The organism is Pseudomonas sp. H1_D04, assembly GCF_054683855.1.
Genome location: NZ_CP162826.1, coordinates 3,636,604 through 3,663,048, shown reverse-complemented (window position 1 = coordinate 3,663,048; position 26,445 = coordinate 3,636,604). Strand labels below are relative to the sequence as shown.

The 26,445-nt window shown below is 59.4% G+C and carries 23 protein-coding genes; 8 read left to right on the top strand and 15 right to left on the bottom strand.

The genetic code is table 11. The features are described from left to right. Nucleotides 1-59 precede the first annotated feature (59 nt). Nucleotides 60-3,251, top strand: coding sequence for a ribonuclease E (gene rne / locus AB4N82_RS16970; protein ID WP_122764446.1), 3,192 nt, complete (start codon nucleotides 60-62; stop codon nucleotides 3,249-3,251). 62 nt (nucleotides 3,252-3,313) lie between these two features. Here the strand turns inward: rne and AB4N82_RS16965 are convergent, their stop codons facing one another. The 3 genes from AB4N82_RS16965 to AB4N82_RS16955 all read right to left on the bottom strand — a co-directional run bounded on the left by AB4N82_RS16965 (nucleotide 3,314) and on the right by AB4N82_RS16955 (nucleotide 6,352). Continuing rightward, nucleotides 3,314-3,892 carry a nucleotidyltransferase family protein gene (locus AB4N82_RS16965; protein ID WP_122764447.1) on the bottom strand — a complete coding sequence of 193 codons (579 nt, stop codon included), beginning with the start codon at nucleotides 3,890-3,892 and terminating at the stop codon, nucleotides 3,314-3,316. Next, nucleotides 3,889-4,875, bottom strand: coding sequence for an XdhC family protein (locus AB4N82_RS16960; protein ID WP_095185674.1), 987 nt, complete (start codon nucleotides 4,873-4,875; stop codon nucleotides 3,889-3,891). The genes AB4N82_RS16965 and AB4N82_RS16960 overlap by 4 nt, the downstream gene beginning before the upstream one ends. A 145-nt stretch (nucleotides 4,876-5,020) precedes the next feature. Beyond that, nucleotides 5,021-6,352, bottom strand: coding sequence for a dicarboxylate/amino acid:cation symporter (locus AB4N82_RS16955; protein WP_032886791.1), 1,332 nt, complete (start codon nucleotides 6,350-6,352; stop codon nucleotides 5,021-5,023). 339 nt (nucleotides 6,353-6,691) lie between these two features. On the opposite strand from AB4N82_RS16955, the gene AB4N82_RS16950 reads away from it, so the two are divergent. After that, the gene (locus AB4N82_RS16950; protein ID WP_122764448.1) at nucleotides 6,692-7,690 is read left to right on the top strand and encodes an AraC family transcriptional regulator; all 999 of its coding nucleotides are present in this window, start codon (nucleotides 6,692-6,694) and stop codon (nucleotides 7,688-7,690) included. Between the two features lie 138 nt (nucleotides 7,691-7,828). On the opposite strand, the gene AB4N82_RS16945 is transcribed toward AB4N82_RS16950, so the two are convergent. From AB4N82_RS16945 to AB4N82_RS16935, 3 genes are read right to left on the bottom strand one after another with little or no spacing between them, the layout of a single operon-like run. Beyond that, nucleotides 7,829-9,175: an ATP-binding protein gene (locus AB4N82_RS16945; RefSeq protein ID WP_032886789.1), complete on the bottom strand. Its 1,347-nt coding sequence runs from the start codon at nucleotides 9,173-9,175 to the stop codon at nucleotides 7,829-7,831. Next, complete coding sequence (locus tag AB4N82_RS16940; protein ID WP_032886788.1) at nucleotides 9,172-9,849, bottom strand: response regulator; 678 nt, start codon at nucleotides 9,847-9,849, stop codon at nucleotides 9,172-9,174. The genes AB4N82_RS16945 and AB4N82_RS16940 overlap by 4 nt, the downstream gene beginning before the upstream one ends. Before the next feature lie 18 nt (nucleotides 9,850-9,867). Further along, a complete protein-coding gene (locus tag AB4N82_RS16935) occupies nucleotides 9,868-10,176 on the bottom strand; it encodes a hypothetical protein (RefSeq protein ID WP_032886787.1) in 309 nt (102 codons plus the stop codon). A gap of 125 nt (nucleotides 10,177-10,301) precedes the next feature. Here AB4N82_RS16935 and AB4N82_RS16930 point away from each other — a divergent pair, with 125 nt between their 5' ends. Continuing rightward, nucleotides 10,302-11,018 carry a 4'-phosphopantetheinyl transferase family protein gene (locus AB4N82_RS16930; RefSeq protein WP_122764449.1) on the top strand — a complete coding sequence of 239 codons (717 nt, stop codon included), beginning with the start codon at nucleotides 10,302-10,304 and terminating at the stop codon, nucleotides 11,016-11,018. A 4-nt stretch (nucleotides 11,019-11,022) separates the two neighbouring features. On the opposite strand, the gene AB4N82_RS16925 is transcribed toward AB4N82_RS16930, so the two are convergent. Together AB4N82_RS16925 and AB4N82_RS16920 are read right to left on the bottom strand one after the other, a co-directional pair. Beyond that, nucleotides 11,023-12,633, bottom strand: a complete 1,611-nt coding sequence (locus AB4N82_RS16925; RefSeq protein ID WP_032886785.1) for an ATP-binding protein — start codon at nucleotides 12,631-12,633, stop codon at nucleotides 11,023-11,025. After that, nucleotides 12,630-13,355, bottom strand: coding sequence for a response regulator (locus tag AB4N82_RS16920; protein ID WP_032886784.1), 726 nt, complete (start codon nucleotides 13,353-13,355; stop codon nucleotides 12,630-12,632). The genes AB4N82_RS16925 and AB4N82_RS16920 overlap by 4 nt, the downstream gene beginning before the upstream one ends. A gap of 715 nt (nucleotides 13,356-14,070) precedes the next feature. Between AB4N82_RS16920 and AB4N82_RS16915 the strand changes: the two genes are divergently transcribed. Then, nucleotides 14,071-16,965 (top strand): ribonucleoside-diphosphate reductase subunit alpha, encoded by a 2,895-nt coding sequence (locus AB4N82_RS16915; RefSeq protein WP_460102314.1) that lies wholly within the window; start codon nucleotides 14,071-14,073, stop codon nucleotides 16,963-16,965. A 184-nt stretch (nucleotides 16,966-17,149) separates the two neighbouring features. Here AB4N82_RS16915 and flgE read toward each other — a convergent pair whose 3' ends face one another. From flgE to AB4N82_RS16885, 6 genes are all read right to left on the bottom strand, one after another. Then, nucleotides 17,150-18,454: a flagellar hook protein FlgE gene (gene flgE, locus AB4N82_RS16910; RefSeq protein WP_032886780.1), complete on the bottom strand. Its 1,305-nt coding sequence runs from the start codon at nucleotides 18,452-18,454 to the stop codon at nucleotides 17,150-17,152. A 31-nt stretch (nucleotides 18,455-18,485) separates the two neighbouring features. After that, a complete protein-coding gene (flgD, locus tag AB4N82_RS16905) occupies nucleotides 18,486-19,205 on the bottom strand; it encodes a flagellar hook assembly protein FlgD (RefSeq protein ID WP_032886778.1) in 720 nt (239 codons plus the stop codon). Between the two features lie 16 nt (nucleotides 19,206-19,221). Continuing rightward, complete coding sequence (gene flgC / locus AB4N82_RS16900) at nucleotides 19,222-19,665, bottom strand: flagellar basal body rod protein FlgC (protein ID WP_032886776.1); 444 nt, start codon at nucleotides 19,663-19,665, stop codon at nucleotides 19,222-19,224. A 3-nt stretch (nucleotides 19,666-19,668) separates the two neighbouring features. Continuing rightward, nucleotides 19,669-20,076: a flagellar basal body rod protein FlgB gene (gene flgB / locus AB4N82_RS16895; RefSeq protein ID WP_032886775.1), complete on the bottom strand. Its 408-nt coding sequence runs from the start codon at nucleotides 20,074-20,076 to the stop codon at nucleotides 19,669-19,671. Nucleotides 20,077-20,386: 310 nt separating this feature from the next. After that, on the bottom strand, nucleotides 20,387-21,214 hold the full coding sequence (gene cheR / locus AB4N82_RS16890; protein ID WP_032886774.1) for a protein-glutamate O-methyltransferase CheR: 828 nt from the start codon (nucleotides 21,212-21,214) through the stop codon (nucleotides 20,387-20,389). A gap of 44 nt (nucleotides 21,215-21,258) precedes the next feature. Further along, entirely contained in the window at nucleotides 21,259-22,191 is a 933-nt protein-coding gene (locus AB4N82_RS16885; protein ID WP_095185679.1) for a chemotaxis protein CheV, read from the bottom strand. A gap of 80 nt (nucleotides 22,192-22,271) precedes the next feature. Here AB4N82_RS16885 and flgA point away from each other — a divergent pair, with 80 nt between their 5' ends. The 4 genes from flgA to AB4N82_RS16865 all read left to right on the top strand — a co-directional run bounded on the left by flgA (nucleotide 22,272) and on the right by AB4N82_RS16865 (nucleotide 24,860). After that, on the top strand, nucleotides 22,272-23,036 hold the full coding sequence (gene flgA / locus AB4N82_RS16880) for a flagellar basal body P-ring formation chaperone FlgA (protein WP_099601981.1): 765 nt from the start codon (nucleotides 22,272-22,274) through the stop codon (nucleotides 23,034-23,036). A 141-nt stretch (nucleotides 23,037-23,177) separates the two neighbouring features. Beyond that, entirely contained in the window at nucleotides 23,178-23,495 is a 318-nt protein-coding gene (flgM, locus tag AB4N82_RS16875; RefSeq protein ID WP_032886769.1) for a flagellar biosynthesis anti-sigma factor FlgM, read from the top strand. Nucleotides 23,496-23,543: 48 nt separating this feature from the next. Then, a complete protein-coding gene (locus AB4N82_RS16870; protein WP_032886768.1) occupies nucleotides 23,544-24,014 on the top strand; it encodes a flagella synthesis protein FlgN in 471 nt (156 codons plus the stop codon). A 96-nt stretch (nucleotides 24,015-24,110) separates the two neighbouring features. Further along, on the top strand, nucleotides 24,111-24,860 hold the full coding sequence (locus tag AB4N82_RS16865) for a flagellar brake protein (protein ID WP_032886767.1): 750 nt from the start codon (nucleotides 24,111-24,113) through the stop codon (nucleotides 24,858-24,860). 60 nt (nucleotides 24,861-24,920) lie between these two features. Here AB4N82_RS16865 and AB4N82_RS16860 read toward each other — a convergent pair whose 3' ends face one another. Next, complete coding sequence (locus AB4N82_RS16860) at nucleotides 24,921-26,315, bottom strand: MFS transporter (RefSeq protein ID WP_032886765.1); 1,395 nt, start codon at nucleotides 26,313-26,315, stop codon at nucleotides 24,921-24,923. Between the last annotated feature and the right edge of the window lie 130 nt (nucleotides 26,316-26,445).

Here is a 26,445-nt window from a genome sequence, read left to right as displayed (position 1 = left end):
CGTGAGAAGTCGTGTGTGCCGAACGCCGTTTCCGGCAGCCCGGAAACCGACGGTACAACATGAAAAGAATGCTGATTAACGCAACTCAACCCGAAGAGTTGCGTGTTGCACTGGTAGATGGCCAACGCCTCTACGACCTGGACATCGAATCCGGTGCGCGCGAGCAAAAGAAGGCCAACATCTATAAAGGCCGTATTACTCGCATCGAACCAAGCCTTGAGGCTGCCTTTGTCGATTTCGGCTCCGAGCGCCACGGCTTCCTGCCCCTCAAAGAAATCTCCCGCGAATACTTCAAGAAAGCCCCCGAAGGCCGCGTGAACATCAAGGACGTCCTGAGCGAAGGCCAGGAAGTCATTGTCCAGGTCGAAAAAGAAGAACGTGGCAACAAGGGCGCCGCCCTGACCACCTTCATCTCCTTGGCCGGCCGTTACTTGGTGCTGATGCCGAACAACCCACGTGCTGGCGGCATTTCCCGCCGCATCGAAGGCGAAGAACGCAACGAACTGCGTGAAGCGCTGAACGGCCTGATCGCACCGGCCGACATGGGTCTGATCGTGCGCACTGCCGGCCTGGGCCGCAGCAGCGAAGAAATGCAGTGGGACCTCGACTACCTACTGCAACTGTGGACCGCTATCAAAGAAGCGTCCCTGGATCGTTCCGCGCCGTTCCTGATCTATCAGGAAAGCAACGTGATCATCCGCGCCATCCGCGACTACCTGCGCCAGGACATCGGCGAAGTGCTGATCGACAGCGTTGAAGCCCAGGACGAAGCCCTGACCTTCATCCGCCAGGTGATGCCGCAGTACGCCAGCAAGATCAAGCTGTACGAAGACAGCGTTCCGCTGTTCAACCGCTTCCAGATCGAAAGCCAGATCGAGACCGCTTTCCAGCGCGTCGTCGAACTGCCTTCCGGTGGCTCCATCGTGATCGACCCGACCGAAGCACTGGTGTCCATCGACATCAACTCGGCGCGCGCCACGAAGGGTAGCGACATCGAAGAAACCGCCCTGCAGACCAACCTGGAAGCGGCTGAAGAAATCGCCCGCCAACTGCGCCTGCGTGACATCGGCGGCCTGATCGTGATCGACTTCATCGACATGACCCCAGCCAAGAACCAGCGCGCCGTGGAAGAGAAAGTCCGCGAATGCCTGGAAGCTGACCGTGCCCGCGTGCAAGTCGGCCGCATCTCGCGCTTCGGCCTGCTGGAAATGTCCCGTCAGCGCCTGCGCCCATCCCTGGGCGAGAGCAGCGGCATCGTCTGCCCGCGTTGCAACGGCACCGGCATCATCCGTGACGTTGAATCGCTGTCCCTGGCGATCCTGCGCCTGATCGAAGAAGAAGCCCTGAAAGACCGCACCGCCGAAGTCCGCGCGCAAGTGCCAATCCCGGTCGCCGCTTTCCTGCTGAACGAAAAACGCAACTCGATCACCAAGATTGAACTGCGCACCCGTGCCCGTATCGTCATCCTGCCGAACGATCACCTCGAAACGCCGCACTTCGAAGTACAGCGCCTGCGTGACGACAGCCCGGAAGCCCACAGCGGCCAGTCCAGCTACGAAATCGCTGCTGCCGCTGCCGAAGTGGAAGAAGTCCAGCCAGCCGCCGCGACCCGCACTCTGGTTCGCCAGGAAGCTGCTGTGAAAACCGCGCCAGCCCGTGCCAACGCACCAGTGCCGGTTGAAGCTGCCGCACCGGTTGCTGCACCAGCCGCCCTGCCTGAGCCGAGCCTGTTCAAAGGCCTGGTGAAATCGCTGGTCAGCCTGTTCGCTACCAAAGAAGAGCCTGTGGCCCCGGTTGTAGTTGAAAAACCAGCCTCCGAGCGCCCGGCACGTAACGAAGAACGTCGCAACGGCCGTCAGCAGAGCCGCAACCGCAACGGTCGCCGTGACGAAGAGCGCAAGCCGCGCGAAGAACGTGCACCGCGTGAAGAACGCGCGCCACGTGAAGAGCGTGCGCCTCGTGAAGCCCGTGAAGAAACACCAGCCGTAGCCCGTGAAGAACGCGCACCGCGTGAAGAGCGCGCACCTCGCACCCCACGTGCTCCGCGTGAAGATCGCAAGCCACGTGGCGAGCGTGAGGAACGCGTACGTGAACTGCGTGAGCCGCTGGACGCTGCGCCAGCCGTTGCTGCTGCCGCTGCTGCGACTACCGAAGAGCGCCCGGCCCGCCAGCCGCGTGAAGAACGCGCCCCCCGTGAAGAGCGCCAGCCGCGCCCTCCGCGTGAAGAGCGTCAACCACGCGCCGAGCAAGCTGCTTCCGCCAGCGAAGAGGAAGAAGTACTGACCGGCGAAGAGCAACTGCAGGAAGATGGTCAGGACAACGCCGAAGGCGATCGTCCTCGCCGCCGCTCCCGTGGTCAGCGTCGTCGCAGCAACCGTCGCGAGCGCCAGCGTGATGCCAACGGCAACGTAATCGAAGGCTCGGAAGAGACCGGCGAGAACGCTGAGGGCGCAACCAACGAAGCTAACGAACCGACGGGTGCCGAACTGGCTGCCGGCCTGGCCGTTACTGCTGCCGTTGCCAGCTCGGTCATCAGCGCCCCTGCTGAAGCCCAGGCTCACGAGCAAGCTGAACGCGCTACTGCAGCCGTTGAAGAAACCGCTGCTGTAGAAGCACCAGTTGCCGAGACCCCAGCGGTTGAAGAATCGGTCGTTGAGGCCCCCGCTGTTGAGGCAATTACCCCGATCGAAGCCCCAGTGGTTCCGGAAGTGGAAGTAGCCCCGGTTCGCGACGCCCAGCCAGAAACCGAAGCGGTCGCCATTGAACCTGCGCCGGTTGTTGAACCTCAGCCAGTGGTTGAAGCCGTAGTTGAAGCTCCGGCTGTCGAAGAGGCTGCCCCAGCGGTACGTGAAGTTCGCGAAGAACAGACCGCCTTCCAATGGACTGCCGAACCTGCCGCCCCGGTTGAAGCTCCCGCGCCAGCGCCTGTTGTAGAAGAAGCGCCAGCACCGGTGGTTGAAGTCGTGGTTGCCGAGCCTGCACCAGTGGCTGTTGAAGCCCCGGTTGTTGCTGAAGTTGAAGCACCCGTGGTTGAAGCTGCTCCTGCCAGCGCCTTGAGCGAAAACGGCCGTGCGCCGAACGATCCACGTGAAGTGCGTCGTCGCCGCAAGGAAGCTGAGGCAGCCGCCGCTGCTGCTGCTGCCGCCGCTCCGGCTGTAGTCGAAGCTGTCGAAGCGCCTGCTCCGGTTGCTGAAGCCGTGGTAGAGCACAAGGCCCTGGAAGAAGAGCACGAGCCTAAACCCCTCGTCTGATTCCATCAGCCACTAAAAAGCCCCGCCTGAGTGATCAGGCGGGGCTTTTTAGTGGCTGCCGGTCAGCGGTAATGCAATAACGCGGGCACATCCACATCCCACAAAACACCGGAATCCTCCACCCGCACCGCCTTCAAAACAGCCTGTACAAATAACGCTTTGGCACCACGATCGCCACTCAGCGCCATCAAGGCGGGCCCAAATGCACGGGCAAAGGCAACCGGGTGGCCATACTGACCGGCATGTACCGGCACATTGATGCTATCCAGGCCGTCTATCACGCGCTCGATCGTCGACGCTTGAATAAACGGCATATCCCCCAGTACCACCAGCCAACCCTGCGCCGAAGCACTGGCCGCGACAGCTGCGGCAATACTGTCGCCCATGCCAGCCGACTGCAGCAGCAAGACCTTGCAGCCATACACCTTCGCCAACCGAATGACCTCCGAACGATCCGGCGAGGTCACCACCCAGCGCTCCACTACGTCTGCCGGCAGATTCAACAGCACCTGCTCGATCACAGGTCGCGTCACGCCATCGCGACCTACACAGAGCGCCAGCAGTTTATCCTGGTCGGCCCCAGCCTCTGCTCGGAAGCGGCTGCCCTGCCCTGCCGCCAGCACAATCGCCGTCACGGTCACTCAGCTACCACCGGCAAAGGCTTTTTCTGCATAGGCGCCACGCCGTTCTTGATTGCGACAATTTCCGCCATCAGCGACAGCGCGATTTCCGCCGGCGTATGGCTGCCGATATGCAAACCAATCGGCCCATGCAAGCGGGCAATCGCCTCCGCCGACAAACCCAGTGCGGCGAGGTTTTCACGGCGCTTCTGGGTATTGACCCTTGAACCTAGCGCGCCGATATAGAAGGCATTGGAATTCAACGCCGTCAGCAACGCCATGTCATCCAGGCGCGGGTCGTGTGTGAGGCAGACAATCGCCGTGCGTTCGTCGGTCTGGATATTCAACACTGCCTCATCAGGCATACCCGGCACAAAGCGGCCATGTTGCTCTTCCCAGCCATACACGAACTCTTCGCGCGGGTCGCAGATCAGCACTTCGAAATCCAGCAAACGCGCCATTTCCGCCACATAGCGCGACAGTTGCCCGGCGCCGATCAGCAGCAGGCGCCAGCGTGGTCCATAGATGGCGCGCAAGCGTTCACCGTCGAAACTCACCACATCAGTCTTGCTCGCGCCGCTCAGGGTCACTTCGCCGGTAGCAAGGTTTAGCTCCCGAGCAACAATCTGATGATCCTCGCAGCGCGCCAGTAACTTCTCTACCCAGCCCCAGTCATCCACCCTCTCCTCGGTCAAGCGCAGCGTGCCGCCGCACGGCAGCCCAAAACGCGCAGCTTCGTCGCGTGTAACGCCGTAGGTCACCAGTTGTACCGGCGGGCCGTCATCAGGCAAGCGGCCGTCCTGCAACCGCGCGATCAAGTCATCCTCGATGCAACCACCGGAAACCGAGCCAATCACCACGCCGTCGCCCCGCAGGGCTAGCATTGCCCCCGGCGGACGCGGTGCACTGCCCCAGGTCTGGACCACGCTGTACAACACCACTCGCTGTCCAGCGCGGCGCCATTCCAGCACGCTGCGCAGGACATTCAAATCCACACTGTCCATTCAGTCTCCCGCCAGCGTTGTTGATGAAGTATTCATTTACTGTAAAGCAAAGCGATTCAAAAGTGGCCGAGCAGAAACGCAAACGCCCCGAACCAGTCGGGGCGTTTGCGTATAGCTGCTAGCGTGGGCTCACGCCTTCAGCGGCTTACTTGACGACAGGTGCAGGGCCTTCGGCCACGCCCAGGTCATCGATTTCGCGGGTTTCGGAGATACCGGTACCGCCAGACGCCAGCTCGCTTTGCAGCTTGTCGGTGTCCAGTTCCTTGACCCACTTAGCCACAACGATGGTGGCAACGGCGTTACCGACCAGGTTGGTCAGTGCGCGGGCTTCGGACATGAAGCGGTCGATACCCAGGATCAGCGCCAAGCCGGCAACCGGCAGGTGGCCTACAGCCGACAAGGTTGCAGCCAAAACGATGAAGCCACTACCGGTCACGCCAGCAGCGCCTTTGGAGGACAGCAGCAGCACCAGCAGCAGAGTGATCTGGTGGGTGATGTCCATGTGGGTGTCAGTCGCTTGAGCGATGAACACGGCAGCCATGGTCAGGTAGATCGAAGTACCGTCAAGGTTGAAGGAGTAGCCAGTCGGGATTACCAGACCTACTACGGATTTCTTGGCACCCAGACGCTCCATCTTGATCAGCATGCGTGGCAGTGCGGACTCGGAGGAGGAAGTACCCAATACGATCAGCAGCTCTTCACGGATGTAGCGGATCAGCTTGATGACGCTGAAACCGTGAGCGCGGCAGATACCGCCCAGCACCACCAGCACGAACAACAGGCAAGTGATGTAGAAGCAGATCATCAGTTGGCCCAACTGCACCAGGGAACCTACACCGTAGGCACCGATGGTGAACGCCATGGCGCCCAGGGCACCAAGTGGCGCGAGCTTCATGATCATGTTGATGATGTTGAACATCACGTGGGCGAAGCGATCGATGAAGTCCAGCACCGGCTTGCCGTAGGCACCCAGGCGATGCAGGGCAAAACCGAAGATCACCGAGAACATCAGCACTTGCAGGATGTCGCCGTTGGCGAAGGCGCCGACGATGGTGTTCGGGATCACGTTAAGCAGGAAGCCAACGATGCTCTGGTCTGCGCCAGCAGTCACATAGGCAGCGACTTTGGAAGCGTCCAGGGTCGCTACGTCGATGTGCATACCGGCGCCCGGTTGCACAACGTTCACCACGATCAGGCCGATCAGCAGGGCGACGGTGGAAACGATTTCGAAGTACAGCAGCGCGTAGCCGCCGGTTTTGCCGACCGATTTCATGCTTTGCATGCCAGCGATGCCGCTGACAACGGTGCAGAAGATGATCGGGGCGATGACCATTTTGATCAGTTTGATAAACCCGTCACCCAGTGGCTTAAGGGCCACACCGGTTTGCGGGTAGAAGTGACCGAGCAAAATACCGATAACGATTGCAACGATCACCTGGAAATACAGGGATTTGTAGATTGGCTGACGAGTCGTCATTGCAAAATTCCTCAATCGTCCCGTGTGGCAAATATCCGCCATTGCCCACGACACTTGAATTGCGAACCCTCCTGCACTGGAGGGATTTGTTGTTTGCGAAGCCTGTAGGTCCAGGCCTGCGCTGTAATCCTTATCGCAAACGCCGTGCCACTTTGCTCAAAAGCCCTAAAGGCCTTTAGGCATCAGGGCTGATCGTTTTCAGATGCCTCGCCAGGCGCCAAATCGGTTGGCGAATTTCCGCCACCGCACCCAATCGCGTCCTACAATTTGGCGGATATCCGCCTTGTCGCCTTGCCAGGTGCTGACTACCATCCGCCATTCCATGGACGAGGGCCCCGCATGCGTGAACGCACCATCGCCAGTCACTACGCACGGGCCGCCCTGGGCGGAGCGCGTCGGGCCGGTTACGATTATTCGGGCCTGCTGCAACAGTTGGGCATCACCCCCGAGCAGTTGACTGAACCTCGCGCCCGCATTGCGCCGGAGCAATTTACCCGGTTGCTCCAGATGCTTTGGCTGGCGTTGGACGACGAATACCTGGGCTTTGCCGACGGTCCGAGCAAACGTGGCACTTTCGCCATGATGTGCCATGCGTTGATCCACTGCCGCACGTTGGAGAAAGCCCTGGAACGCGGCTTATTATTTTATAGCCTATTCTCACAAGGCCCGCGTTGGCAGCTCACACGGGAAGGCGAAATGGCCCGCCTGAGCCTGGATGACTCCCAACTGTGGGACCCGGATCACTTCCTCAGCGAATGCCTGCTGGTGATCTGGCACCGCCTGGGCAGTTGGCTGATCGGCCAGCGCATCCGACTGCACCAGGCCACGTTCAGCTACCCGATGCCGGCCCACTCCAGCGAATATGACCTGCTGTTTCCCTGCGACCGGGTGTTCGGTTCGCCGAACAGTAGCCTGGTGTTCCCTGCCCGCTACCTGAACATGCCGCTGCTGCAGGATGAGCGCACCCTCAAGCACTTTCTGGAGCGCTCTCCCGCTGACCTGCTGTCACGCCCGGATGAAGGCGATAGCTTGAGCAGTCAGTTGCGACGCCTACTGAGCCGCGATCGCACGCCGTGGCCGGATCTGGAAGCCGTCGCTCAGCACTTGCACATCAGCCCACAAACCCTTCGCAGGCATTTGCGCGAAGAAGGCACCAGCTTTCAGGCGCTCAAAGATGAGTTGCGGCGGGACATCGCCATCTACCATCTGGGACGGGCGGATTTGTCGTTGCAGGAGATTGCCGAGCAGTTGGGATTTTCCGAACCGTCGGCATTTCATCGGGCGTTCAAGAAGTGGACAGGGTTAACGCCGGGGGCCTATCGCGCACGGGAGAGTTAGAGAGGCGTTGTGTGTGAGGGCATCATCGGGCGCAAGCCCCCTCCCACCTTTGACTGCGTCTACAAAGTTTGATGCTTGAATAAATTCAAAATGCGGGAGAGGGCTTGCCCCCGATAGGGCCAGCCCAGCCAGTGAAGATCACACAGATGGAAAGTGGATCTTGAACGCCGCGCCACCCAGCGGTGAATCTCCCAGGGTCAGTCGCGCCCCGTAGCTTTCTATGATGTCCTTGACCACCGCCAACCCAATCCCCTGCCCCGGATGCTGGCGGTCCAGCCGCTCGCCCCGTTGCAAAATCCGCGCGCGCTGATCTGGCGGCACACCTGGTCCGTCATCTTCTATGCACAACTCAATGCCTTCGAGGTTCTCGACCAGACTAACTCGCACTTCACTCAGGCACAGCCGATAAGCGTTTTCCAGCAGGTTGCCAAGCAATTCGAGCAAGGCACCCTTCTCGATCGGCACATCGCAGGCGTGCGGCAGTTCAAAGGACACCCTGACCCCCTTGTCGCGGTAGACCTTGCCCAAGGTATCGCACAGGCTTTGCAGCACCGGCTCCAGGCGCACTTGATGGCGCACCAGGCCGCTTTTGCGCAAACTGGCGCGCTGCAACTGGTAGCTGATCTGCTGGCTCATGCGTTCGATCTGCGATTGCAGCACCCAGGCCTGATCGCGGTCTTCTGGGCGCTTGGCCATGTCTTCACTCACGCCTTGCAACACGGCGAGCGGGGTTTTCAGGCTGTGAGCTAAGTCATCGAGGGAGTCGCGGTATCGCGTACGTTGTTCACGCTCACTGTGCAGCAAGCGGTTGAGGGAGCCGGTAAGGCGCAGCAATTCACGTGGGTGTTGTTCGGACAGGCTTTCGCGGGTGCCGCCTTCGATCTGGTCAAGCTCCTGACTCAGCCGCCGCAGGGCTTGGAGGCCCCAGGTCAGGCCCAGCCACAGCAACGTCAGCAGCACCAGCAACGCCGCGCCGAAGCCCAAGTAGAGGTTTTCGCGCAGGCCTTCTAGGGTCAGCTGGTATTCGCGCACCGGTTGCAGGGCGACGATACTGAACGCCGCGCTCTTGCCGCCGAGCAGCTTGACCTCCACGTCATAGACGAAGAACTCCTGGCCGTCCGCTTCGCGAATCCTCGCGAATTCATTGCCTCGCCCGTCATAGCGCGGCTTGTAGTTGATGTTTTCTTCCCGGGTAGCCCGCGAGCGCCACACCAAGTGGCCTTCGCGGTCGTAGATATAGCCGAGCAGACGGCTATCGGTCAGGTTGAAACGTTCGTCCGGCAACTGCGCAGGCATCAGCAGGCGGTTGTTTTCGACCCGCGCGGCGGAGATCAGCGTCGTCACGTCCGACGCCAGGCGCTGTTCGATGGAGTCCTGCAGCGCCAGACTGAAAGCGCCCTGCATGGCCGGCAACAAGCCCAGCATGAACAACACGGCCAGGGTCGCTGCCGCCAGCATCAAACGCACACGTAACGAGCGGATCAACGGCAGCGCTCATTGAACAGGTAGCCCAGGCCACGCACGGTGTCGATCGGCTTGAACCCTGTGGGGCCTTCCAGCTTGCGGCGCAGGCGGCCGACCAAGACTTCAATGACGTTTGGATCGCGCTCGTCGTCGTCGGGGTAAAGCTGTTCCATCAAGCGGTCTTTGGCGACAACTTGCTGGTGGTGGCGCATCAGGTATTCAAGGATGCGGTATTCGTAGGCGGTCAGCGCCAGGGGCTGTTCGTCGAGGGACGCTTGCTTGCGGTTGAGGTCCAGCAGCAAGGGCCCGGCAACGATAGTCGATTGGGTGAACCCGCTGGAGCGGCGCAGCAAGGCGTTCATGCGCGCCTCCAACTCTTCGAACTGGAATGGTTTGACCACGTAGTCGTCAGCACCGGCGGCCAGGCCTTCGACCTTGTCCTGCCAGTTGCCGCGCGCGGTGAGGATTAGGATCGGAAACGTTTTGGCCTGGCTGCGCAGTTGGCGGATCAGGTCCAGGCCGCCCATGCCGGGCAGGCCCAGGTCGATAATCGCCAGGTCATGGTTGAATTGACCGACCTGGTAAAGCGCCTCTTCGGCGTTGGCCACAGCTTCGACCACGTGGCCGCTGTCGGTCAGGCGGGTAAACAGGTGATGACGCAGCAGCGCCTCATCTTCCACCACCAGCAATTTCATAAGGCTCTCCAAAGCAAATCAACTGTCCGACAGGGGGACATCATAGCGGCCCTGCAGGTCTTGCGGGCGCAGTTTAATGCCATTGAACTGGCCACTCAGGTGCGCGTAACCGGTGCGGTAGGCTGGCTGTGGGGTAGCAAGGCCCAGGGACTGGCCCCAAGGCGTAGGCTGACTGCTCGCGTCTTCGAAACTGACACGTTGAATCAAGGTGCTGGTTTTCTTGGTTTTCTCGCGGCCGAATGCGGCAAAGTCACCATCAGAGGCCTGGACCCCTGCGGTGGCACTGAGCATGGTCAACGCCAACATCAGCTTTTTGATCGCAGTCATGGTGTTACCTCATACGCGTTTGGCTGTTGAGGTCAGCCTACGCAAAAGCCCCTGAACTCCCCCTGAACAGGCGGTGCGCCGCAGCGGGCTATCCTCTGGCGCCTCAACTCGGCAAAATACCGCCCATGAATCTTCTGCCCGCTTGCTGCACACCACTCGACGCCCATTGGCCACTGCCCGAACCATTACCGGGAACAGTGTTTCTCGGCACTCACTTCGACCCGGCATTGTTGGCAGCCGGTGATTTCCAACGCTGCGCAGTGCCGGCACCGGCGAGCATCCAGCGCTCAGTGGCCAAGCGCCAAGCCGAGTTTCTGGCCGGTCGCCTGTGCGCCCGCGCCGCTCTGCAACACCTCGATCAGCTTGACTGCATCCCGGCTATCGGCGAAGACCGTGCACCGGTCTGGCCCGCGCACATCAGTGGCTCGATCACACACAGCACCGGGCATGCCGCGGCGATTGTCGGGTACAAGGCGCAATGGCGCGGGTTGGGGATGGACCTGGAAAATGTACTCACGCTGGAACGCGCGGAGCGTCTGGCCGGGGAAATTCTGACAGCCGACGAGCTGCAGCGTATGGGCGGTGTGGCGCGAGAGCAGATTGCCCTGCTGGTGACGCTTACGTTTTCGGCCAAAGAGAGCCTGTTCAAGGCGCTTTACCCGATTGTGCACAAGCGCTTCTACTTTGAGCATGCCGAGGTGGTGGAGTGGACCGAGGCCGGGCATATAAAGCTGCGGTTGCTGACTGACTTGTCGGATGAGTGGTGCCATGGCAAGGAGTTGGTTGGGCAGTTTGCGGTGAATGATGGGCAGCTCTTGAGCCTGGTGAGCATCAGCGCCTGATAGGTCAGGTTTTATCCTGCCCCCTCGGCCAACTCAAACTGAAACACGCCCCACCCAGGTTGTTGCTCTTGCTGATCAATGCGCGCCCGCCGTGCCAATAGATAATCCGCCGTACAATCGACAAGCCCAGGCCATGCCCCCCGGACGCTCGGGTGCGACTGTCGTCGAGCCGCAGGAAGGGTGTAAAAATACGCTCCCAGGCGTTTTCCGGCACACCGGGGCCATCGTCCTCGACATCGATTCGACAGCGCACCTGACCCACCTGATAACTGATCAGCACTTGGCTCTGCGCGTGGCGCATGGCATTGCTCACCAGATTTTGCAGGGCACGGTGTAAATAGCGGGGTTCGGCGTCGACCCAGGCGTTATCCCAGTGGGCCGATGACAAGCAGATACCCCGCGCCACAGTCACCTGTGGGCGCAGTGGCGATAATTCGCCAATCACCTGATCAAGCAACGCATCAAGGTCCACTCGCTGAAAACTCAGCTCGGGTGCGCCCTGCTCCAGCCTTGCGTAGGTGAGCATTTCATCCACCAGGCCATCGAGGTCCTGGATATCGCTGTCCATGCCTTCCAGGTACTTGCGCCGGGCCTCTGGGGTAGCAGCGTCGCCGATCATCTCCAATCCGAAGCGCAGGCGCGCTACCGGCGTGCGCAGTTCGTGGGACACCGCACGTACCAGTTCGCGCTGGATCGCCAGCAATTGCTGCAAGTGCTCGGCCATGCCATTGAAGGCCGCGGCGAGGCGACCCACCGAGTCCGCTCCCCGGGCCGGCACGCGCACTTCCAGATTGCCCTTGGCAATGCGTGTCGCGGCCGCCTCCAGGCCACGCAGCCGGCGCTCAAGCTGACGCACCAGCAGATAGACGATCAAGCCGATCAAGGTCAGGCCAATCAAAGCAATCAGGACCAGCCACTGCACCGGGTACGGGTTCATTTGATACAGCGGACCGAGTTCCAGCACCCAGGGCGTACCGACGATGCCGGAGAACACGCGGATCGAGTCGCCACCCTTGCCCAGGGCCATTACCGTATCGCCCTCCGACACGCGGCGGCGCTGGTCGTCGTCCATATCGGCCTGGTCGAGGGTCATCAGGTGCATTTCGAACCCAAAGCCCTTGGCTTCTTTTATATCCGCCAACCTTTGTGGCTGCTCGGCCACGGGGAAGCGCACCAATTCGTCAGCCAGCAGGTAAATGGTCGCACGGGCCAGTTGTTCGCTGATCTGCTGCACCTCACCCGTCAGCACCCATTGCTCTTTATCGCTGACCAGGCGCAGAACACGGGCGGCGTGAGGGCCGGTCTGCTGCACCAGAACCTGGCCGCGTTGCAGGCTGTTGCGCTGGCTGAGGTCCAACTGTGCGTCGGTGAGGCTGCGCAGTTCCAGGGGGATCCCCAGCAAGCGCTCCCACACCGCCAAGGCACGTTGGCGTTCGATAGCGCTCATGGGTTGCAGGTTGTCGCCCATCAAGGCAAAGGTGCCATGGGCGAGGCGCTCGCGGTATTGGCCGCTGCGCACCTCGTTAAGCAGGTGCAAGGCCAGTACGCCCAACAGCGCCACCAGGATCAGCGCCGCGCACATGCCGCCGTAGATACGCAGGAAGATCGAGTTCACAGCGACATATCGGCGGCGGCTTCAGGGACGAATAAGTAGCCTTTGCTACGAATGGTCTTGATCAGACGCGGATGGATCGGATCGTCGCCGATTTTCGGGCGAATTCGTGAGATGCGTACATCGATGGACCGGTCTTGGCCGTCATAGCCGATACCGCGCAGGGCGATAAAGATTTCTTCGCGGGACAGGATGCGCCCGGCATTCGCCACCAGCAGCCACAGCAGGTCAAATTCAGCGCTGGTCAGTTCGATACTGCCGTCGTGCAGCCAGGCTTCGCGCAGGGCGTTGTCTACCACCAACGGGCCGAATTCCAGGCGGCGCTGGTTTTCTACCGTTGCGGATTCGGCGGGCTCACTGCGCCGCAGCAGCGCCTGGATACGCGCCAGCAACAGCCGGGGGCGCACGGGTTTGCATACGTAGTCGTCGGCGCCCATGTCCAGGCCCAGCACCTGGTCCATGTCGTCGGTGCGCGCGGTAAGCATGAGGATCACGCCCTCGTAGCGCTCGCGTACCTTGCGGCAGATGCTCAGGCCATCTTCGCCGGGCAGCATCAGGTCGAGGATCACCAGGTCTGGTTGCTCGGCGATGATACGCGCTGCGGCCTGGGCGCCATCGCCTTCAACCGAAACACGCAGGCCGTTGCTTTCCAGGTACTCACGGGTCAATTCGGCCAATCGCTCGTCGTCCTCGACGATCAGGATTTGCCAGGCTTCTTGCTCCATGCGCTACCTCGATTCTAATTATTGTCATGTACGGGAAGCACAATACTGCCTCTATTGAAGGCCGATTGTAGCCATTCCCCAACCCTGGAACACAAGCCGGTAAATCCATTCGGTGATCGCGTTTTTTTGTGGTAGGGTTCGCGCCCTCAAAAATCCAACCGGCTGTTTTTATATTGGAATATTCGGTGACAAACGGCCGAATCCAGCAGTACTGCGGCCTACACGGGCGTTCCACGTTTCATACACATTTTACCCACAGCGTTATCCACAGGTCGTGCGTTGCTAAGCCCCCCAAAACGCATTATCTTGTACCTCGGCGCTAAAAAAACCCTACATGTAGGGTTTTGAGCGAAAAGACCCAACACAAGTCAGACAAGAAACTCAAGCCCTTTCTTGCTCCTGTTTGGTCGAACCCAAGCATTTTTTGAAAGCCCAAACCGCTCAAGCGGATGGCAGCCGTTTTCAAGCTCCAATAGCAGAAAACGGTACGGGTGTTGCAGTGCTTGAACCTGGCAACTGTCACCCACCAGGAATACGGCCAAGGGCATTAAAGCCCCGAACCGAAGACTTCGGCATGGAAGCGGCGCGAACAGCCCCCCTTCCTCCTGTCCCGAAGTTGTTATGCCAGGCCAACGCCTGCTGTAAGTGCTTCAGGACGGAACGGTGGGCACCGTGATGGTGCCCAAATAAATATAGAATGTGGAGACAACCCCCCATGCAAACCGACACAACTCGCGAGAACCCGCAGGGCTCCGTGCCGCTGGCAGCAGATTCGAATATGGATCTGTCCGCCACTGCACCAGGGCAACTGCGCGTGATCAAGCGTAACGGCACTGTCGTTCCTTACACCGATGACAAAATCACCGTCGCTATCACCAAAGCGTTTCTTGCAGTTGAAGGCGGCACCGCTGCCGCTTCGTCGCGCATCCACGACACCGTTGCCCGCCTGACCGAACAAGTCACCGCGACCTTCAAGCGTCGCATGCCGTCGGGCGGCACTATCCACATCGAAGAAATCCAGGACCAGGTCGAACTGGCCCTGATGCGTGCCGGCGAGCAAAAAGTTGCGCGCGACTACGTGATCTACCGTGACGCCCGCTCCAAAGAGCGCGCCGTGCGCTCCCCGGCCGAAGAAGCCGCCGTACAAGCTCACCCGTCGATCCGCATCACCCTGGCCGACGGTACGTTTGCACCGCTGGACCTGGGCCGCCTGAACACCATCATCACCGAGGCCTGCGAAGGCCTGGAAGAAGTCGACGGTGACCTGATCCAGCGCGAAACCCTGAAGAACCTGTACGACGGCGTGGCCCTGACCGACGTCAACACCGCCCTGGTGATGACCGCCCGTACCCTGGTTGAACGCGAGCCGAACTACTCGTTCGTGACCGCGCGCCTGCTGATGGACACCCTGCGTGCCGAAGGTCTGGGCTTCCTGGGCGTGGCCGACAGCGCCACCCACCACGAAATGGCCGACCTGTATGCCAAGGCTCTGCCTGCCTACGTCGCCAAGGGTATCGAGTTCGAATTGCTGAACCCAATCCTGGCCACTTTCGACCTGGAAAAACTCGGCAAGGCGATCAATCACGAGCGCGACCAGCAGTTCACTTACCTGGGCCTGCAAACCCTGTACGACCGTTACTTCATCCACAAGGACGGTATCCGCTTCGAACTGCCGCAAGTGTTCTTCATGCGCGTGGCCATGGGCCTGGCGATTGAAGAGAAGCACAAAGAAGACCGTGCGATCGAGTTCTACAACCTGCTGTCGTCCTTCGACTACATGTCGTCGACCCCGACGCTGTTCAACGCCGGCACCCTGCGTCCACAGCTGTCGAGCTGCTACCTGACCACCGTGCCGGATGACCTGTCGGGCATCTACCACGCGATCCACGACAACGCCATGTTGTCCAAATTCGCAGGCGGCCTGGGCAACGACTGGACGCCGGTGCGGGCCTTGGGTTCGTACATCAAGGGCACCAACGGCAAGTCCCAGGGCGTCGTACCGTTCCTGAAAGTCGTGAACGACACCGCGGTAGCGGTCAACCAGGGCGGCAAGCGCAAAGGCGCTGTGTGTGCCTACCTGGAAACCTGGCACATGGACATTGAAGAGTTCATCGAGCTGCGCAAGAACACAGGTGATGATCGTCGTCGTACCCACGACATGAACACCGCCAACTGGATCCCTGACCTGTTCATGAAGCGTGTCTTCGATGACGGCCCGTGGACCCTGTTCTCGCCATCCGAAGTGCCGGACCTGCACGACCTGACCGGCAAGGCTTTCGAAGAACGCTACGAGTATTACGAAGCCCTGTCCCAGTACCCAGGCAAGATCAAGCTGTTCAAGACCATCCAGGCCAAAGACCTGTGGCGCAAGATGCTGTCCATGCTGTTCGAAACCGGCCACCCATGGCTGACCTTCAAGGACCCATGCAACCTGCGCAGCCCGCAGCAGCACGTGGGCGTGGTTCACAGCTCGAACCTGTGCACCGAGATCACCTTGAACACCAACAAGGACGAGATCGCCGTTTGCAACCTGGGTTCGATCAACCTGCCGAACCACATCGTCAACGGCAAGCTGGACACTGCCAAGCTGGAGCGCACCGTCAACACCGCAGTTCGCATGCTCGATAACGTAATCGACATCAACTACTACTCGGTGCCACAGGCGCAGAACTCCAACTTCAAGCACCGCCCGGTTGGCCTGGGCATCATGGGCTTCCAGGACGCGCTGTACCTGCAGCACATTCCTTACGGTTCGGATGCAGCGGTCGAGTTCGCCGACAAGTCCATGGAAGCGGTCAGCTACTACGCGATCCAGGCGTCCTGCGACCTGGCCGACGAGCGCGGTGCCTACGAGACGTTCCAGGGTTCGCTGTGGTCCAAAGGCATCCTGCCGCTGGACTCGCAACAGATCCTGATCGAGCAACGTGGCCAGAAGTACATTGATGTTGACCTGGAAGAATCCCTGGACTGGGCGCCGGTACGTGCCCGCGTGCAGAAAGGTATTCGTAACTCCAACATCATGGCCATCGCACCGACCGCGACCATCGCCAACATCACCGGCGTGTCCCAGTCGATCGAACCGACCTACCAGAACCTGTATGTGAAATCGAACCTGTCGGGCGAATTCACCGTGATCAACCCGTACCTGGTTCGCGACCTCAAGGCTCGCGACCTGTGGGACTCGGTCATGATCAACGACCTGAAGTACTACGACGGTTCCGTGCAGCAGATCGAGCGCATCCCGCAAGAACTCAAAGAGCTCTACGCGACCGCCTTCGAAGTGGACACCAAGTGGATCGTTGACGCCGCCAGCCGTCGTCAGAAGTGGATCGACCAGGCTCAGTCCCTGAACCTGTACATCGCTGGCGCTTCGGGCAAGAAGCTGGACGTGACCTACCGCATGGCTTGGTACCGTGGCCTGAAAACCACTTACTACCTCCGTGCCCTGGCCGCAACCAGCACCGAGAAGTCGACCATCAACACCGGTAAGCTGAACGCTGTATCCAGCGGCAACCATGGTGATGACTCGGTACTCGCTGCTCCAGCCGATCCGGCACCCGTGCCAAAGGCCTGCGCGATTGATGAGCCGGATTGCGAAGCTTGCCAATAAGCTGAGCAGGTAAGCGCCCAACAGCGCTTACTCGAAACCCCCGATCAACCCTCTGGGCTGGTCGGGGGTTTTCTTTTGCCTGCGGTTTGATCGCTCTCACGCGTGGGGACCGTTTCAAACACACTTTTCTTACATCCACAAAAAAGCCCCTCTCACGAGGGGCTTCTTGTGGAGCATTACCGCATCAGGTCATCTGAATGATGGTCTGCATGATGGTGCTCTGGGTGGAGATGGTCTTGGCGTTCGCCTGATAGTTGCTCTGGGCCTTGATCAGGTCTACCAGCTCGTTGGTCAGGTTGACGTTGGAGTTCTCCAGGGAGTTGGCCACAATCGAACCCAGGGTCCCGGATTGCGGGGTGTCGTAACCCGGCTGGCCCGAGGAGAAGGTCTCTCTCCAAGCGGTACTGCCCGCAGGCTGCAGGCCCTGTTCGTTGTTGAAACTGGCCAGGGAGATCTGGCCAATGGCCTTGCTCTGCTGGTTGCTGAACGTGGCGAACATGACGCCGTTGCCGTCGATTTTCAGGCCGGTGATCTGGCCGGTGGCGTAGCCGTCGGTAGTCGGTGGGTTGCGGTAGCTGGCCGAGTTGTACTGGGTGATATTGCCCATATTCACGGCAATTGGCCCGGCGGTCGCTTCGTTTGGCGTCCAATTGCCATCGGTCACCGATCCTGGGACCCAGCCAGTGAGCGTCAATGTCTTGCTGCTCACGCCACCGGTAACAACATCTTTAAGCTTACCGGCACCATCAAAAGTGATGGTCGATGGCACAGGTGCAGTGGTGCCGGTCGTTGTCGGCTTGGAACCATCCAGGTTACGACCATCGATCAACGTGTAGGCATTCCATTCGTTGGCGTCGGTTTTCACCATGTACTGCACCATGGCGTGCGAGTTGCCTTGGGAGTCGTACAAGGTGGTGCTGTACTGAGTGGTAAAGGTGGTGGTGTCGCTTGGGTTGAACGGCTTGTCGGTCTGATTGATCACCGGCTCCGACGAGTTCAGGTTACTGGTGGAATCCACTTTGGTGGACGCCTTCGGCGGCAGGTAAGACAAGTTCAGTTGCAGGTCGGTCAAGCCACCCTTGATGATCTTGCCGTCTTCATCCGCTGCGTAGCCTTGCAGGCGCGAGGTGCCGGTGTTGTTGGTGATATAGCCGTCTTTGTCGGCACGGAACGCACCACTACGGGTGTATTCCAGCGAACCGTCGCTGCCCTTCTGCACGAAGAAGCCACCGCCCTGGATCGCCATGTCCAGCACGCCGCCGCTGTTGTTGACGTCACCTTGGGTGAACTGCTGGGACACCGCCGCCAGGTTCACACCATTGCCGATGCTGTTCTGGCCGGTGCCCAATTTGGACGCGGCGTAGATGTCGGCGAATTCCGCACGGGACGACTTGAAGCCAGTGGTCGCGACGTTGGCGATGTTGTTGCCAGTCACGTCCAATTGTTTGTTGGCCGCATAGAGGCCGCTAAGGCCGATATTAAAAGACATGTTTCTCTCCCTCTGCCGTAGTTAGCCGGCTCTATGTACCGATAGTCTGAATTTGCGACAGCTTGACGCTGCCCATGCCACCCGCAAGGTTCAGCAGCATCTCGCCACCGGTCTTGCTCAAAGTCACGCTGGTCACCGTTGCCGGCAACGAAGTGGCCAGGGCCACTGAATCGCCCGCGTCATTCTTGGTCGTGGCCGCGAAGGTGTAGGTGCCCGCTGGAGCCACCTCACCCGCATCGTTCTTGCCATCCCAGATGAAGCTCGCGGTGCCGGCGCTCTGGGCACCCATATCAATGGTGCGCACCAAGTTGCCATCTTTGTCTGTGATCTTGATGGCGACGTTACCGGTGGCTGCAGTCACAGCTACCGAACCGTTCATGCTCTTGCTCGTATCCACCAGGGCCTTGTCGGTCTGGGTGATGATCGAACGCCCAACCAGCGACGAAGCCTGCAGCGCCTGGGAGGAGCTGAAGTTGCTGGAGATTGCATTCACCGAGTCGTTGAGGGTGTTGATGCCTTCCAGGCTGCTGAACTGGGCCAGTTGGGCCACAAATGCACCGTTGTCCTGAGGCGACAGCGGGTCCTGGTTTTTCAGCTGGGTGACGAGCAGCTGCAGGAATGCATCTTTACCCAACGACTGATTGCCGGTAGCAGCAGCAGCCGTACTCGCGACATTGTTTGTTGCAGTGCTGACCTTGGAATTGAAAAGGTCCTGGACTGCCGAATTAGTAGACGTATCAACGATGGCCATTATTTGGCGCCCCTTATCACTGACCCAGGGTCAGGACCTTCTGCATCATGGTTTTGGCGGTGTTCATCATTTCCGCATTGGTCTGGAACGAGCGGCTGGCGGAAATCATGTCGGCCATTTCCTCGACCACGTTGACGTTCGGGTAGTACACGTAGCCTTTTTCGTTCGCAGCCGGGTGGTTCGGCTCGTAGCGGGCTTCGAGGTTGCTCTGGTCTTCGACCACGCCGAGCACCTGCACGCCAGAGCCTGCTGCGCCCTGCTCCTGAAACAACGAATCGCTGCCGCCGTTCTGGCCGCCCTGGAACATGGTGGCGAAGACCGGGTGACGCGCACGGTAGGTCTGGTCAATGCTCGAAGACACAGTCTCGGCGTTGGCGATGTTACTGGCGACGGTGTTGAGACGCGTGGTCTGGGCGCTCATGCCACTACCGGCAATATTGAAAACACTGGACAGGGACATGGCTTACTCTCCACGAAGGGCCGACATCAGCCCTTTGAATTTGCTGTTGAGCAGCGTAAAGCTGGCTTGGAAGTTCACCGAGTTCTCGGCGTAGGCCGATTGCTCCAGCTGGGCGTCGACGGTGTTCTGGTCGATCGACGGCTGCATCGGCGTGCGATACAGCAGCGACTCGTCACCACTGCTCAGACCTTGTGCTTCGATATGACGGTTGTTGGTCATGTTCAAGGCGAAGGTGCCGTTCTTGGTCTTGTCCTGCTGTGCGGCAAGCACGGCGGAGAAGTCCAGGTCCCGAGCCTTGTAGTTCGGGGTATCGGCGTTGGCAATGTTGTTGGCCAGGACTTCAGCACGCTGGGCGCGGAAGCCCAGGGCTTTTTCGTGGATACCGAGCGCTTTATCGAAGCTGATGCTCATGGCGGAAACCTTTAGGCTGACCTGCTGTTCGTTAACTGGGTTATAGCAAAGCGCATGCCAGTTTCTGAAAAGCCCATGAATCAAGGGTTTACGGGGATATTGCCGGCGGCAATGCCAGAAAAGCGGCAACGGGTCTCCGCGTAGCGCCAGTAAAGCGGCAATCCGGCTTGCCGCTATCCTGAGGATTGCCGCACAAAAAAATGTGGGAGGGGGCTTGCCCCCGATAACGGTGTATCAGTGATAGATGCATCAACTGAACCACCGTTATCGGGGCAAGCCCCCTCCCACATTCTTGACCGCGTACGCTTTATTACTTGGCCTGGTAGATGATCCCAGGGCTGCACTGCACCATCTGGAAATGATCCGGCAGGCCATTGAGCGCCTCGGAAGCACCGAGGAACAAGTAACCACCACGCTTGAGGGTGCCGTGGATGCGCAACAGGATGTCTTTCTTCACTTCGGCCGAAAAGTAGATCAGCACGTTGCGGCAAAACACCATGTCGAACTTGCCAAGGCTGGCGTAGCTATCAAGCAGGTTGAACGAGCGGAACTCAACGCGGCTCTTGATTGGCGCCTTGATCGCCCAACGCCCCGCCCCTTTCGGGTCGAAGTAACGTTGCAGGCGTTCCTGGGACAACCCACGTCCCAGAGCCAGGCTGTCGTACTCGCCGGTCTTGCAATTAGTGAGCATAGTGCCGGACAGGTCAGTGGCAACAATTTGTGCCCCGGCCTTCAACTGACCCATGTTTGTCCGTTCGAACTCATCAATGGACATCGAGATAGAGTACGGTTCCTGCCCCGAGGAGCAGGCTGCCGACCAGATGCGCAAACGCTGGCCCGGGCTGGCCTTGATAGCCTCCGGCAGCACTTTGCTCTTGAGCACTTCAAAGGGGTAAGTATCACGAAACCAAAGGGTTTCGTTGGTGGTCATGGCATCGACCACCATTTCTTTGAGACCACTGCGCGGCTGCCCCTGGATCCGTTGAACCAACTCGCCCAGAGACTTGATGCCCTGCTGCTCCATCAGTTTGTTAAGACGGCTGGATACCAGGTATTGCTTGTTTTCACCGAGCAATATGCCACAGGCTTTTTCCAGGAAGACCCGGAACTGTTCAAAATCCAAATTACCCGTAGACACTGATACCGCCTCTAAAATCGTAAGACCGCCAGGGCAACAAGCCCTTAGCTGTGATCTGCTGCCTTGATCCGGTCGACTACCCGGGATGCCAGGTCATCAGGACGGAATTTGGCCAGGAAGTCATCGGCACCGACCTTCTTGACCATCGCCTGATTGAATACGCCCGACAACGAAGTATGCAGGATGATATGCAATTTTTGCATGCGTGGATCGCTGCGTATCTCAGCCGTGAGGGTGTAGCCGTCCATTTCCGGCATCTCGATGTCGGAAATCATCATCAAGAATTCTTCTTCCGGTTTCTTGCCTTCATCCACCAGCTTGCGCAGGTAATCCAGCGCCTGGCGACCATCATTAAGCGCCACGACTTCCACGCCGACGGTTTGCAGGCAACGGGTCACCTGCTTGCGTGCCACCGAGGAGTCATCCACCGTGAGCACACGCAGCGAGACCGCCTTATGCGCCGTTTCGGCATCCACCACGCCCACGGAAATCGATTCCGAGGTCGGCGCAACTTCGGCAAGGATCTTCTCCACGTCGATGATTTCCACCAACTGGTTATCGACCCGCGTCACCGCCGTGAGGTAGTGGTCGCGGCCAGTGCCCTTGGGCGGCGGATGAATCTCTTCCCAGTTCATGTTGACGATGCGCTCCACCGAGCGCACCAGGAAGCCCTGGGTCTTGGTGTTGTACTCGGTGATGATTACGAACGGGCTCTCGCGGTCCTGCAGGCCAGCCGAACCGGTGGCCAGGGCCAGGTCAAGAATCGGGATGGTCGCGCCACGGATGTTGGCTACGCCACACACCACAGGGCTGGACTTGGGCATGATCGTCAGCTTGGGACATTGCAGCACTTCCCGCACCTTGAACACATTGATGCCGTACAGCTGTTTGCCATCCAGGCGAAAAAGCAACAACTCCAGGCGATTCTGCCCTACCAGCTGTGTGCGCTGGTTTACTGAATCCATTACTCCTGCCATGCCCAGACTCCTACGCTAAAACCTTGAAGGTGCGACGCGCACCCAACACTAAACGGCACGAGCTTTGCTATTTATTGGCCATGGATATTAAAACGACAGTTTCCCGACGCCTTCGATTCCCACAGTACCGCAGATTGCTCTGCGCCTCGGTGGCATTGCTTGCTTTCTGCCTCGGCGCCACGGCCCGCGCAGATAACGTCACCTTGCCTGATCTACTTATCGGCGTCACTCAGGGCTTTCTTGAGTTCACTGTAGAAGATTATCTGGCGACCACCCAGACACCGGGGCGTTATGAAATCCAGGTCAACCAGTTGGACCCGCGCCTGCGCATGCCTATGTGCGACAAGGAATTGACAGCGACCCTGGAAAGCCCTGCTCAGCCTATCGGCCGCGTGACGGTGCGGGTGCGCTGCGATGGCGCCTCGCCCTGGACGGTGTTTGTGCCGGCACAGGTCAAGCTATTCCGCGATGTAGTGGTGGTGGCCCGACCGCTGAAACGCACCGGCATCATTGGTTTTGAAGACGTTGTGCTGCGTGAACGCGACATCAGCCTGATCAACCAGGGCTATCTCACATCAGTGGACCAGGCCATCGGGCAGAAATTGACCCGACCAGTGGTCACCGATCAGGTGATTACGCTGGTGCATCTGGAACAGGCCGAGGTCATTCGCAAGGGCGATCAGGTAGTGATTTCCGCGAGCAGCGGGGGATTGAATGTGAAAATGCCTGGCGAAGCACTGTCCAACGGCGGCATGAGCGAACAGATTCGAGTCAAGAACCTCAACTCCAACCGCGTGATCAAGGCGCGGGTGACAGCCCCAGGGCAAGTCGAGGTCGCTTTATAGATTACTGGTACAGGACGCTGGGTTTTCCTACACTGTGCACGAGAAGTCCCGTGCGGAGATTTATTGTCATTCGCGCCTAAAGTTTGTCCGGGTATGGCCGAAAACATGGCAAGCGTCCAAATACCCAGAGGTTTTTTTATCATGGTCATCGATTTCAGCCGTTTAAATAACGCCCCGACGACGTCAGGCACTACGCGCACCACCAGCACCAAGGACAGCGTAGAAGCCAAGGCCCCGGCGCTGCCCGTCAAGGCAGAACAGGCCAGCCAGAGCGGGGAATCCGTACACCTGAGCAATGAGGCTCAACAGTTGCAGAAGGTCACTGACTCGCTGCGCGATCAACCCGTGGTCAATAAAGCCCGTGTGGCCGAATTGAAACAGGCAATCGCCGATGGCAGCTATAAAGTCGACAGCAACCGTGTAGCCAGCAAGCTGCTTAATTTCGAAGCCGAGCGCTAGGCAAAGGCCTGCGCAGGGCTTTTGGACGCTTAAAACCCAAGGCCAGCCATGCATCACGACGAACATTTGCTGCAACTGATCATTGATGATCTAGCGCCGACGCAACAATTGCTGGAGCTGCTAAGAGAGGAATCACTGGCCCTTTACGGCCGGGATATGCCGTTGCTGGAAGAAATTCTGGCCCGCAAACAGTCGCTGATTGTCCTCTTGGAACAGCACGGCAAAAAACGCAGCCAGATCCTGATCAGCCTTGGCCTGCCGGCAGACCACGACGGCTTGGCGCAGCTGGCCAGCCACTCCTCGGTCGGCGATCAGCTCCTGAGCCAGAGCAAAGAACTTAACCAATTGCTCGCCCAGTGCCAGGAAGCCAACCTGCTTAACGGTCAGTCGATCCAGCTTCAGCAAGCCACGACTGCCAACCAGTTGCGCATACTCCACGGCGGAGAGCCGCCGGCACTGTATAACGCCCAGGGATCAACCTCGCGCCTGGTCAAGCCAAGCACCCGCAGCCAAGCCTGACGCCAGTTTACTGTGCGCCCTATCCAAGGCGCGCCACATGCTGGCAAAATGCCGGTTCTTGCGTGTAGTCGTATTTTGTCTGGAGATGGAAGAACCGTGTTCAACGCCCTTAATGCGGAAGATGCGCCGCAGCCACCCAAGGTGCTCACCACGCCTCTGGAAATCGCAGGCACCTTGCGGATGCTGCAAGACAGCCATGACCCGCTGATCATCACCTTCCATGAGCGCAGCCAGCGCTTCCAGAGCTATCTGGTGGACGTTAACCGTGACAGCAGCACGCTGGCGCTGGACGAAATGATTCCCCGTGATGGCGAACGCCACCTCGAAAACGGCGAACCCTTCCGTATCGAAGGCTTCCACGACGGCGTGCGCGTCGCCTGGGAAAGCACCGGCAACCTCAAAATCAGCGAAAAAGATGGCCACCGTATCTACACCGGCAGCCTGCCGGACGAGGTGGTCTACCATCAGCGCCGCAATGCATTTCGCGCCGCGCTGAAGCTGGCACAACTGGTGAACATCGAGCTCGGCGGCGAAAAACTCAAGGCGCCGGTCAACGGCAAATTGCTCGATATCTCCGCCACCGGCTGCAAACTGCGCTTTGAAGGCGACATCTCCGAACGCTTGCAACTGGGCCAGGTCTACGACCGCTTTATCGCCGCCCTGCCGTTTGGCAGCATGACCACTTCGGTCGAGCTGCGTTACCTGCACTTCGAAGAGAAGATAAACACCACCTTTGCTGGCGTGCGCTTCCACAACATGAGTGGCCTGGTGCAGCGCCAAGTCGAACGTTTTGTGTATCAACTGCAGCGAGAAGCGCGGCGCTTCGACAAGGACGACGATTTTTAATCATTAAAGATCGCGGCAAAAAAACGGGCAGATCCTTTGGGGATCTGCCCGTTTTTACTTTCAGGGGCGCGCCCTGCTCAAGTCATGCGGATGCTCTTCCGGCCCCAGAGGTTCCGGCGGCCCGACAAAGGCTGGCTCATCTACTGGCGCCAGGGGATCAGTTTCCGGCTCAGGCTCAGGATTAGGATCAGGGACATTCTGCATCTGCTCCTGCACCACCTGCTCATCGACCCGTGGATCAAGCGCGGCCACCAGCGGCGAACTCGACATGCTGTCGGGCATCGCCACGTGATGCAGGGGGGCATCCTCCACCTGATGCAAATTGGTCACCGCCTTCGGCCGGATGCGCCATACCAGGATCAACGCACACAGGCTGAAGAAGGCATACAGCATTTGGCTGCCGAACATCTTCATGATCACGCCTGCCAGCAACGGCCCGATACTCGCACCAACGCCATAAGTCACCAGCAGCATGGCAGTCAGCGATACTCGACGGTCGCCTTCCACATGGTCATTGGAAAACGCCACCGCCAGCGGGTACAGACAGAACTGCACCAGCGAACACAGGAAGCCCGCGACAAACAGCACTTCCAGCGGCACCTGAGTCATGATCGCCAGCGGCAAGGCCGCTACCGCCAGGCACAAGGCAAAACAACGAATCAACAGCGCCCTATCATAACGATCCGACAACCAGCCCAGAGGCCACTGCACCAGCAGCCCGGCAAAAATACAGCTACCCATGAACAGGCCGACTTGCTCCGTCGTGAGCCCCTGCTGGGACGCATAAAGCGGCGCCAAACCGTAAAACGAACCGACAATCAGCCCCGCACCCAGCACTGTACTTAGCGACTGGGGCACGCGCTTGATAAAGAAACGCGGCTCCATCGGCGCGGGGTGTAAGGCCGCCGGGTGAATACGTCGAGTCATGGCCACCGGCACCAGGCACAGGGCAAAGCACAGCGCCACCAGCATCAGCAACTCAAGGCCAAGCTGGGGATGCATGACCAGGATCAATTGACCCAGCACCAGCCCAAGGTAGGACGCGATCATATAGCCGCTGAATACCACGCCCCTCTGCTTGGCATCCGCCTGCTCATTGAGCCAGCTCTCGATGACCATGTACTGGCACATCATTCCGAGGCCGACGATCATCCGCAGCACGATCCAGGCCGGCAACCAGTCGATCAGGCCATGGCCCAGCACCGCCGCGCCGACGATACCGGCGCAGGTGGCATAGGCACGGATATGCCCGACTCTCGCAATCAAGCGGTGCCCGATCTTGCCGCCCAAAACCAGGCCAAAGTAGTTGGCCGCCATCAGCGCACCCACCCATAGGCTGTCGACATGGTCGGCCGCCAGACGCAAGGCCAGGTAGGTACTGAGCAGGCCAGAGCCGATCAGCATCATCAAGGACGCGAAATAAAGGGCTCGAAAAGATTTCCAGATCTGACGCATCGGCGTTCCGAGCGGCTCCTTGCAGTGAGAGACAGGGCTATCGGCATGATAGTCCTGGGTGGCCGGTTCCGGACAGGCGGTATGAGCTGTTTCCGGGGATTAATTTGCTTGAACAGCTCAGACGACACAG